The organism is Paenibacillus sp. FSL H7-0326 (assembly GCF_001955535.1).
GTDB lineage: Bacteria > Bacillota > Bacilli > Paenibacillales > Paenibacillaceae > Paenibacillus > Paenibacillus shunpengii.
This window is the reverse complement of sequence record NZ_MPVN01000023.1, coordinates 1-934: the sequence shown is the minus strand read 5'-3', so window position 1 is coordinate 934 and position 934 is coordinate 1. Positions and strand designations below refer to the sequence as shown.

Here is a 934-nt window from a genome sequence, read left to right as displayed (position 1 = left end):
CAACACCCGAAGCCGGTGGGGTAACCGCAAGGAGCCAGCCGTCGAAGGTGGGGTAGATGATTGGGGTGAAGTCGTAACAAGGTAGCCGTATCGGAAGGTGCGGCTGGATCACCTCCTTTCTATGGAGAATCGTCTTCTGCAACGAAGACATTCAAATATAAAAACTAGCCAGGTCGGCTAGTTGCTCACTCGTTGCTCAGTTTTGAGAGAGCAAGTCTCTTTCAATTTAATACAGTATATGATTGATTGGCATCAATCATGCGTTTGGTGGCGATAGCGGAGGGGTTCCACACGTACCCATCCCGAACACGACCGTTAAGCCCTCCAGCGCCGATGGTACTTGGACCGCAGGGTCCTGGGAGAGTAGGACGTTGCCAAGCGCAGCCCTTTAGGGTTTTGCACAAGCAAGATTCATGGGCCCTTAGCTCAGCTGGTTAGAGCGCACCCCTGATAAGGGTGAGGTCGGTGGTTCGAGTCCACTAGGGCCCACCATATAACTTTATAACACTTTTACTATGGGGCCATAGCTCAGCTGGGAGAGCGCCTGCCTTGCAAGCAGGAGGTCAGCGGTTCGATCCCGCTTGGCTCCACCATAAGATTCTTTCAAACATGGTCATAAAATTTCATTTGCACATTTCGTGATGAACCGAATATTTTATGGTCGTAACAAAGTTGCTCTTTGAAAACTAGATAAACGAAACAATTTTGCGATTTAGAAATATCCTTTTCACTTTACTCGTGTCAAAACAAGTAAAGATGAAATAGAGTGCTTAGTGAGGTTTTTGGATGAAGAACGACTTTTGACGCAGTCAACTGGAGAGATTCAGCCAAAACACCGAACGTTGGTTAAGCTATTAAGAGCACACGGAGGATGCCTAGGCGCTAGGAGCCGATGAAGGACGTGGCGAACAACGATACTGCCTCGGGGAGCTGT

2 tRNA genes and 3 rRNA genes are annotated in these 934 nt (G+C 48.6%); all 5 read left to right on the top strand.

Going from position 1 to position 934, the window contains the following annotated elements:
* Window positions 1-119, top strand: a 16S ribosomal RNA gene (locus tag BK126_RS28650); the annotation flags it as partial.
* A 144-nt stretch (window positions 120-263) separates the two neighbouring features.
* Window positions 264-380 (top strand): 5S ribosomal RNA (gene rrf / locus BK126_RS28645).
* 35 nt (window positions 381-415) lie between these two features.
* Window positions 416-492, top strand: a tRNA-Ile gene (locus BK126_RS28640).
* A 25-nt stretch (window positions 493-517) separates the two neighbouring features.
* A tRNA-Ala gene (locus BK126_RS28635) sits at window positions 518-593 on the top strand.
* Between the two features lie 251 nt (window positions 594-844).
* A 23S ribosomal RNA gene (locus BK126_RS28630) occupies window positions 845-934 on the top strand; the annotation flags it as partial.